Annotated in this window: 6 protein-coding genes and 1 pseudogene; 3 read left to right on the top strand and 4 right to left on the bottom strand. The window is 63.1% G+C overall.

Annotated elements, in window-relative coordinates; translation table 11 throughout:
* Positions 1-123 precede the first annotated feature (123 nt).
* Both NMG46_RS28780 and NMG46_RS28775 read right to left on the bottom strand, forming a co-directional pair.
* On the bottom strand, positions 124-381 hold the full coding sequence (locus NMG46_RS28780) for an NAD(P)-binding domain-containing protein (protein WP_368389330.1): 258 nt from the start codon (positions 379-381) through the stop codon (positions 124-126).
* A 193-nt stretch (positions 382-574) separates the two neighbouring features.
* The gene (locus tag NMG46_RS28775; RefSeq protein WP_254820686.1) at positions 575-1,471 is read right to left on the bottom strand and encodes a LysR family transcriptional regulator; all 897 of its coding nucleotides are present in this window, start codon (positions 1,469-1,471) and stop codon (positions 575-577) included.
* 258 nt (positions 1,472-1,729) lie between these two features.
* On the opposite strand from NMG46_RS28775, the gene NMG46_RS28770 reads away from it, so the two are divergent.
* The 3 genes and pseudogenes from NMG46_RS28770 to NMG46_RS28760 all read left to right on the top strand — a co-directional run bounded on the left by NMG46_RS28770 (position 1,730) and on the right by NMG46_RS28760 (position 3,959).
* On the top strand, positions 1,730-2,515 hold the full coding sequence (locus NMG46_RS28770) for an SDR family oxidoreductase (RefSeq protein WP_254820685.1): 786 nt from the start codon (positions 1,730-1,732) through the stop codon (positions 2,513-2,515).
* Between the two features lie 109 nt (positions 2,516-2,624).
* Positions 2,625-3,122, top strand: coding sequence for an SRPBCC domain-containing protein (locus NMG46_RS28765; RefSeq protein WP_254820684.1), 498 nt, complete (start codon positions 2,625-2,627; stop codon positions 3,120-3,122).
* A 43-nt stretch (positions 3,123-3,165) separates the two neighbouring features.
* Positions 3,166-3,959: pseudogene (locus NMG46_RS28760) on the top strand (SDR family NAD(P)-dependent oxidoreductase).
* Positions 3,960-4,498: 539 nt separating this feature from the next.
* Here the strand turns inward: NMG46_RS28760 and NMG46_RS28755 are convergent.
* Positions 4,499-7,702, bottom strand: a complete 3,204-nt coding sequence (locus NMG46_RS28755) for an efflux RND transporter permease subunit (protein WP_254820683.1) — start codon at positions 7,700-7,702, stop codon at positions 4,499-4,501.
* Positions 7,699-8,910: an efflux RND transporter periplasmic adaptor subunit gene (locus NMG46_RS28750; protein ID WP_254820682.1), complete on the bottom strand. Its 1,212-nt coding sequence runs from the start codon at positions 8,908-8,910 to the stop codon at positions 7,699-7,701. The genes NMG46_RS28755 and NMG46_RS28750 overlap by 4 nt, the downstream gene beginning before the upstream one ends.
* Positions 8,911-8,983: the final 73 nt, after the last annotated feature.

Below are 8,983 nucleotides of genomic sequence, written 5' to 3'. Positions count from 1 at the left end.
GAAGCTGCCGCTCCGGGTCAAGCGTAAGGTCAAGTCCAGACACAAGCCGATCTCCGATCCCAATACAGGATCGGCAACCTCACAGATCGCGACCACTCCCGAAAGGTGGTCAGGAAACACCGCTTACGTCACATCGATAATGATCTTGCCCCGCCAGTCCTTGGCAGTGTTCGCAACCTCCCCGTGCGCCCAGAACGGAACAGCCAGCAGGATAATATCAGCCTTGATCGCTTCGTTCAGGGAGCTGGGGATGACCGTGGTTCCGATGGCCTTCGCGAGCGGCGCGAGCGCCTTGGGCGCACGTGTGCTTGCTATGGCCACTTCGATACCCTTGCGGGCGAACATTTTCGCGAGCGCCTGACCGACGGCCCCGGCGCCTATGATTGCGTAGGTTATTTCATATCTCCAGATCGGCGAATTGCCGGTACGTTCTGGAGCTTAGCTAAGGTCGTGCAGCCTCAACCGGGATTGGCGATTTCTCGACAACGGCTGTGCATCGGCGCACCATTCACGGATTGGTCGCGCCTCGGCGTCCCAGTGGAGGTCGACATCCGTGGCCAGGGACAGTCGCTCGTCATTCGCTGGAGTCGGGGTGTCCCGCCAGTAGTGGCGCGCATGCGGCGAGCCTGCGCGATATAAACTCCATGAACAGCCGCACGCGCTTGGTCTTACGCGTTTCGCCATGTGTGAGGAGCCACAACGTTCCGAACATGCGCAGGGTGGTGCCCGGCACCATCGCCAGCAGCGGGTCGCCATCTCCGACGAAGCATGATAGCGCAGCCATCCCGAGCCCTTGGCGCACCGCGAGAAGCTGGGCTACAGCGTCCGTGGCCCTGAATGGACCCTCGGCGGCGGGAATCTCACCACTACGCGCCCAGTCCGAGACGCCATCCCAGTTCCTCACGACCCACCGAATGCGATCAGGCGCCCCGGCACGCCACGCGGCAAGCAGATCACGGGATATATAGACGCCTCCGAACAGTTCCGGTCCCTTCAGGCCGTGAAGATTGGGCGGCAGGGTATCGCGGTCGTAGACGACACGGATTGCGACGTCGGCCTCTCGGTTGGTCAGATTCACCGGCGAGTCGATGGATAGTATTTCCATCTCGATCTCGGGATGCAGACGTGCGAAGTCGGCGAAGTCCGACATGAGCAGGTGTGTCGCGAGTGGGGGCGGCAGTGTCACTCGCAGAAGCCCGCCCACGCCCTGGTCGCGACCGAAGACGCGCGTCTCCAGCTGATTTGAGGACGCCTCCATCTGGACAGCGAACTCGAGGACTCCCTCACCCGCATCCGTGAGACGATAGCCTGAGGGCAGCTTCTCGAACAGGTACGCGCCGAGGCGCTGTTCCAGTTGGGCAAAGCGTCGCAGCACAGTCGAGTGATTTACCTTGAGGCGCTCGGCGGCGGCCCGAACCGAGCCTTCGCGCGAGATGGCAAGAAAGTAGCGAACGTCGTCCCAGTCGATCATGTGGTGCAACCTTGCACCGCAAGCTGCGGTGTTGAAACACGTATTAAATAGCATGAATGGTGCGAACCTCTTCGTCGACCCCACAATTCCAGTTTCGCTGCAGCTCCCATACCTCGGCAATCGGCTATTCTGCGGCATTCGCAGCCAGTGCGAACACCATCCCCTGGGAACAGGCGGTGCGCCAACGCACAGCCGCTGTCGAGAAATCGTCAATCCCGCCTGAGCGCGTTCGATCCCATTTGCTTGCGAGGGGGCGAGATGATCGTCGACCCTGGACAAAAAAGGAAAACCGGAATGGGCCGACTTGATGGGCGAATAGCCGTTGTCACCGGTGCGGCAAGCGGCATCGGCCTTGCCACCGCGAAGCGGTTTGCGGCCGAGGGCGCAGTAGTCGTGATGGTGGACCAGCACGGCGAGAAGGTTCGACGTGCCGCGCAGGCGTTGGGGCGGGGCCTGGATCCGGTCCTCGCCAACATCACGAAGATGGCGGATCTCGCTGCTCTTCGCGACCACGTCGCCAAGACCTACGGCTTCGCCGACGTCCTGTTTGCCAATGCCGGCGTCGCTACGTTCGCGCCGGTCGGCGAAGTGAGCGAAGAAGCGTTCGATCGAACCGTCACGACCAATTTGAAGGGAACATTCTTCACCGTGCAAACGCTGTTGCCGGTGCTCCGCGACGGCGCCTCGATCATTCTCACGTCGTCCGTGTCGGGCTCGAAGGGCGCTCCGGCTTTCGGCGTCTACTCGGCCACCAAAGCCGCGGTCCGCTCCCTCGCGCGGACCCTCACCTCGGATCTGAAGGCGCGCCACATCCGCGTAAACGCGCTCGCCCCCGGGAACACCGAAACGCCCATCGGCATAAATGCCGGGCTGTCCCAGGAGCAGAGCGATGCCTTTTTCGCGCACACTGCCCTCGACACGCCGCTGGGCAGGAACGGTCAAGCCAACGATATCGCTGCGGCCGCGCTCTACCTTGCGTCCGACGACAGTTCGTTCGTGACCGGCATCGAGCTGACCGTCGACGGGGGCTTCGCGCAGGTGTGAGCCCGGGCCGCTGGCGCTGAGTGGCCGCCGCTAATGTCGGCATCGGCCGACCACTTCGCACGGGCAGGTACGGCACTTTTTTCGTTTTTGTCCCAACCCGGAGAACAACATGTTCGAGGCAATCAAATGGCCGGCAGACCTGACGCCCAGCCGATCCCCGATCCATTTCACCAACGAACTCGAGGTCGCGGCCACTGCTGAAACGATCTGGTCGTTGCTCGTGGATCCCGCAGCTTGGCCTGGTTTCTACCCGGGCGTCGAACACGTTCAGTTGCTTGATGGGCACGAATCGCTTCGCCTTGGCACACGGTTCGAAACCAACCTGGCCGGCCAGGACGTCTTCGCGTCAGTGCAGGAGTTCGAGCCCATGACGCGCATCGCGTGGGGCGGCTACCCAAAGGCCGCGGTGACTTCGAAGGCCTATCACGCATGGATTATCACACCCACGGCGAATGGATGCCACCTCTGGACCGAGGAGACGATGCAGGGCCCGTTCTGGATCGAATTGGGCAAGAAAGCCCCCGATGTTTTTTGGCGCACGCACGAGAAGCTCCTTGAGGATCTCGCCAAGGTCGCAACCGAACGCACTGCCTCACCCATCAAGTAAAACAGCCGTCGCTGTCGCAGTCCGAAATTGAAGGAATAGACTCATGAACATCGACCTTAAGGGCCGCAAGGCCGTTGTAACGGGTTCCACGGCGGGCATCGGTCGCGCCATCGCCGACGGACTGGCGCGCGCGGGCGCTTCGGTTGTGATCAACGGCCGTGGCGAGGAACGCGTCGCCACAGCGCTTCGCGAGATTCGGGAGCTTTTCCCACAGGCTGATCTGACGGGCGTTGCAGCTGACCTGGAGACAGCCGAAGGGGCCGGAGCTCTGTTCGCACAGGCGCCCGATGCGGATATCCTCGTCAACAATGTGGGCACAGCGCGCCCGAAGACTTTCTTCGATCTCGCCGATGACGACTGGCTAAGCCTCTTCCAGCTCAACGTCATGAGTGGCGTTCGCGCGGCACGCCACTATGTGCCTAAGATGACTGCGCGGGGTTGGGGACGGGTCGTATTCATCAGCAGCGAATCCGCACTCAACGTCCCGAAAGAGATGATCGACTATGGCATGACCAAGACGGCGCAACTCGCTATTTCGAGGGGGCTTGCCGAAGCGGTCGCCGGAACGGGAGTGACAGTTAACGCGATCCTCCCCGGCCCAACGAGGTCCGAAATCCTGTCGAATATGATGAATGAGCTGGCGCACTCGCAAGGCATCAGCCAAGAGGAAGCGGAGCAAGTGTTCTTGACGACGATGCGCCCGACAACACTGATCAACCGATTTGCGACGACCGAAGAAGTTGCCAACATGGTTGTTTACGTTTGTTGGAGCAAGCGTCAGCGACGAGTGGCGCCGGTCTGCGCGTCGACGGCGGTGTACTTCGGTCAATCGTCTAAAAGTGTACGGATTATAAACCAGCTTCCCTAGCGCGAGTCGACGTCGCCTCACAAAAGACGAGCTTATGCAAGCATGCGTCCAACGGAGCATCGCCGAGAATGAGCCTGAGAGTGGAGGCTGGGAGGGGATCGGCGGCTTGTGACAGCGAAGCACCTGGGCGCGGTTCGGGCCGCGCTGGGTGGCCTCATTCGGGAAGCCCTGCCGTTCGCAAGGCCGCTGCCAGCGGCGTCCATCAAGTACGGCCGAAACAGGTTAGTTCGCACGTAGCCGCCGACCGAGAAAGCAGACACCGCAAGCGAGGACTCCGGAGGTCGCGGTTGCGCCCTTAAGCCCCGCCTGGCCGACCAGATAGAAGATCGCATTGGCTCGCCGCCCGGCATCGTCTCGCTGGATGCGGCTGTTGGGCTGGATTGCTGGCTCAGACCGAGCAGGGTCTCCGCCGCACCTCGACGCCGAGGTCGCGCAGATCGTGGCCGTTGCCGCGCCGCGCCGATTTTCTGGAGTGGTAAGCCGCGCCCGACGCGGCGAATTCGTAACCCTACTCGGCGGCCGTCTCCGCTGGCGCCCCTGCCGGCCCCGAAGGCTCGGCCTCGGCACGGGGCTTGCGCCCTGAAAACAGCGACCTGAGCGTGACGTAGAACACCGGCGTCAGGAACAGGCCGACGAAGGTGACGCCGAGCATGCCGGAGAATACCGCGGTGCCGAGCGACTGGCGCATTTCTGCGCCCGGGCCCGTTGCGATCATCAGCGGCACGACGCCGAGGATGAACGAGAAGGCGGTCATCAGGATCGGCCGCAGCCTGAGCCGGCAGGCTTCGACGGCAGCCTCGGCGGCCGACAGTCCGCGTTCCTGCGCCTGCCGCGCAAATTCGACGATCAGGATCGCGTTCTTGGCGGCAAGCCCGATTAGCACGATGAGGCCGATCTGCACGAGGATGTTGTTGTCCAGCCCTCGGAACGACACACCGAGCAACGCCGCGAGCACGCCGAGCGGCACCACCAGAACAATGGCGAACGGCAGCACCAAGCTTTCATATTGCGCCGCCAGCGCCAGGAACACGAACAGCACCGAAAGTCCGAAGATATAGAGAGCGGCATTGCCTGTGTTGCGCTCCTGATAGGCGAGCTCGGTCCATTCATAGGAGGTACCGGCCGGCAGCGTCTTTGCCGTGATCCCTTCCATCAATGCCAGCGCGTCGCCTGTGGAAACACCGGGCGCGGCGTTGCCCTGCAGCGGCACCGAGACGTACATGTTATAGCGCTGGACCAGTGCCGGGCCGGTGGCGTCGCGGATCTCGACCAACGTGCCGAGCGGAACCAGCGCGCCGGTCGCCGAGCGCACCTTCAGTTTCAAGATGTCGGCGCGATCTAGGCGGAACGCCTGGTCGGCCTGCGCCCGCACCTGGTAGACGCGCCCGAAAGCGTTGAAGTCGTTGACGTAGGCGGTGCCCAAATTAATCGACAGCGTCTCGAAGATGTTGGGGATCGGCACGTTCAGGATGCGCGCCTTGTCGCGATCGATCGCCAGGAAGAATTGCGGGCTCGACACGGAGAAGGTGGTGAACACGCCCGTCAGCCCCGGCGTCTTGTTGGCCTTGCCGGCGATTTCGTAGGCAAGCGCCAGGATCTGCCGCATGTCGGCGCTGTTGCGCTCCTGGATCTGCAGCTTGAAGCCGCCGGCATTTCCGACGCCGCGGATCGGCGGCGGCGGCAGTGCGATAATGAAGGCTTCCTTGATGCTTTGCAGGCTGCCGAACAGATTGCCGATGACCTGGGTCGCCGACTGGTCGGCTTTCAGTCGCTCGTCAAACGGTTTGAACCTGGCGAAGATCACTCCCGCATTGCTGGCGTTGGTGAAGGTCGCGCCGGAGAAGCCGGCGAAGGCGACTGCGTAGTCGACGCCGGGCGTTTTCTGGATGATCTGCGACGCCTGCTGGATGACCGCATCGGTCCTCGACAACGAAGCGCCGTCCGGCAACTGGACGACGACGATCGCATAGCCCTGGTCAAGCGACGGAATGAAACCGCGCGGCACCGCCTGCACCAGGTAGACCGTGGCGTAGATGAGGCCCGCGAAAACGGCCAGCATGGCGGCGATCGTTATCCACGAGCCGATCAGCGCGCGGATGATGCTCGAATACCAGTGGGCGACCCTGTCGAAGCCGCGATTGAAGCCGTCGGCGAGCGCCCGTCCGAACCGCGCCAGGAAAAAGCGCGGCGGCGCCGCCGCGGCGTGGTGCGGCTTGAACAGCAGTGCGGCCAGCGCCGGCGAAAGCGTCAGCGAATTGAATGCCGAGATCGCCGTCGACACCGCGATGGTGATCGCAAACTGCAGGTAGAACTGCCCAGAAATGCCGGGGATGAAGGCTGTCGGTACGAACACGGCTATCAGGACCAGCGAGATCGCGATGACCGCGGTTCCGACTTCGTCCATGGTCAGGTGCGACGCCGGATTGGGCGCCAGCCCTCTGGCAATATTGCGCTCGACGTTCTCGACCACGACGATCGCATCGTCGACGACGATGCCGATCGCCAGAACGAGGCCGAACAGCGTCAGCATGTTGAGCGAGAAGCCGGCGGCGTAAAGCACCGCCAGCGTGCCGATCAGCGACACGGGGATCGCCACGATCGGCACGATCGCCATGCGCCATGACTGCAGGAAGACGATGATGACGATGATGACCAGCAGCATCGCCTCGAGGATTGTCTTGTAGACCTCCCGGATCGACTCGGCGACGAACTCGGTCGGATTGTAGACGATGTCGTAGCTCAACCCCTTCGGGAAGTCGCGGGAAAGCTCCTTCATCTTGTCCTGGATTTCCGCGGCTGCGGCAAGCGCATTGGTGCCCGGCCGCTGGAAGATGGCGAGCGCCACCGCCGGTTTGCCGTTGAGATAGGAGTTGGTGACGTAATCCTTGGCGCCGAGCTCGATGCGCGCCACGTCCTGCAGCGAGATCAGGCGGCCGTCGTCGGTCGATTTGACGATCACGTACCGGAAGTCGCGTGCGTCGTTGAAGCGGCCTTGCGTGGTGACCGTGTACTGGAACGCCGTGCCGGTGCTGGTCGGCGGCGCGCCGATCGAGCCACCCGACACCTGGACGTTCTGGTCGCGCAGCGCCTGCACCACATCGCCCGAGGTCATCCCCAGGGCGGATAGTTTTTCCGGATCGAGCCAGATGCGCAGCGAATATTCGCGTTCGCCGAAGATGATGAGGTCGCCGACGCCGTCGAGTCTGAGCAGTATGTCGCGCACCCGCGAGCGGGCGTAGTTCGAGACGTAGAGCTGGTCGTAGGTATTGTCGGGTGACAGCATGTGCACGACCATCATCAGGTCGGGCGAGCTCTTGGTGGTGGTGATGCCGAGGCGGCGGACTTCTTCGGGCAGGCGCGGCTCGGCGACCGACACGCGGTTCTGCACCAGCACCTGCGCCTGGTCGAGATCGGTGCCCAGCTTGAATGTGATGGTCAGCGCCATCGCCCCGTCGCCCGACGAATAGGACGACATGTAGAGCATGCCCTCGACGCCGTTGATCTCCTGCTCGATCGGCGTTGCCACCGTCGCTGCGACCGTCTCGGCGTCGGCGCCCGGATACTGCGCGCGAACGACGATGGTCGGCGGCGCGATCTCGGGATATTGCGCGACCGGCAGCTGGGTATAAGCAATCCCGCCGAGGATCAGCAGGACGACCGAAACGACCGATGCGAAGATCGGACGGTCGACGAAGAAATGTGCGAACCTCATTGCTGCAACTCGGCGATCTCGGCCTTGGGGGGCAACGTCACCATCTCGACCTTCACCTTGGTGCCGGGCCTGGCGTGCATCAGCCCGTTGACGATGATCGTCTCGTTGCCGTTCAGGCCCCCGCGGATCACCCGGTAGCCGTCAAGAAGCGGGCCGGTGCGCACGGGCTTCGCCGACACCATCCCGGCCTCATCCACCAGGAACACGATGCGGCGATCCTGATCGGCGCCGATCGCCTCGTCGGGCACCAGCACGCCGCTATGCGGCAGCGACCCCGGCACGTTGATGCGCCCGAACATGCCTGGCTGGAGAATGCCGTCGGTGTTGGGAAACCTTGCACGCACCCGCATGGTGCCGGTCGCGTTGTCGATCCGGTTCTCGGCAAAATCGAGCTTGCCTTTGAATACCCGCTCCGCGCGGTCGGCGACGCGAACCACCACCTCGAGCCCGCCGGCGCCTTCCTGCATGCTGCCGCCGCGCTCCTTCGCGTCGCGGGCGTAGCTGAAATACAGGCGCTCATCGACGTCGAAATAGAAGTCAATCGGATCGCGCGTGACGATGGTCGTCAGCAAGGTGGAATCCGGCTGCACGAGGTTGCCGACCGACACCAGCCGGCGGTCGATGCGGCCGGACAAGGGCGCCTTGATCTCGGTGAATTCCATGTTCAGCCTGGCCGTCGTCAGCGCAGCTGTTGCGCCCTGCATCTGCGCCTGTGCCGAAAGGTATTCCCGCCGGCGGTCGTCGAGCGTCGCGGTTGAGATATTGCCGGTCTTGGCGAGTTCGTCGGCGCGATCCAGCTGCATCTTGGAGAATTCGAGCAGACTCTTGGCGACGTCCACTTGCGACTTGGCGGCATCATAAGCCGCCTGGTACGGACGCTGGTCAATGGTGAAGAGCAGGTCTCCCTTGTTGACCAGTGCGCCGTCCTGGAAGCTGACCTTGTCCAGATAGCCGCTGACGCGCGAACGGATGGCGACCTGGTCGACGGCTTCGAAGCGCCCGACGAACTCGTCGTCTTCGACGATTTCACGGACCACCGGCTTGGCCGCCGTCACCACGGGTAGCTGCTGGTCCTGCGCAAACGCAGTGCTGAAAGCCGTGCCGAGCAGGAATGTCGCCGATACGGCGGCGCGGGCAAGCCAGTCGGCCGATCGACGGGCTCGCCCGCCCGCGTCGCGATGCAATTGCCCATTCTCTAGGGTGTCCATTTGCGTCCCCGCTCGCTGGACCCGGAGGCCGGTTGATCCGCTTCTACGTTCAGGCTACTCGTCGCAATCAGAG

Source organism: Mesorhizobium sp. LMG 17147, assembly GCF_024297145.1.
In the GTDB taxonomy this organism is placed as follows: domain Bacteria; phylum Pseudomonadota; class Alphaproteobacteria; order Rhizobiales; family Rhizobiaceae; genus Mesorhizobium.
The sequence above is the reverse complement of the archived record's forward strand: the minus strand, read 5'-3'. Positions and strand labels throughout refer to the sequence as shown.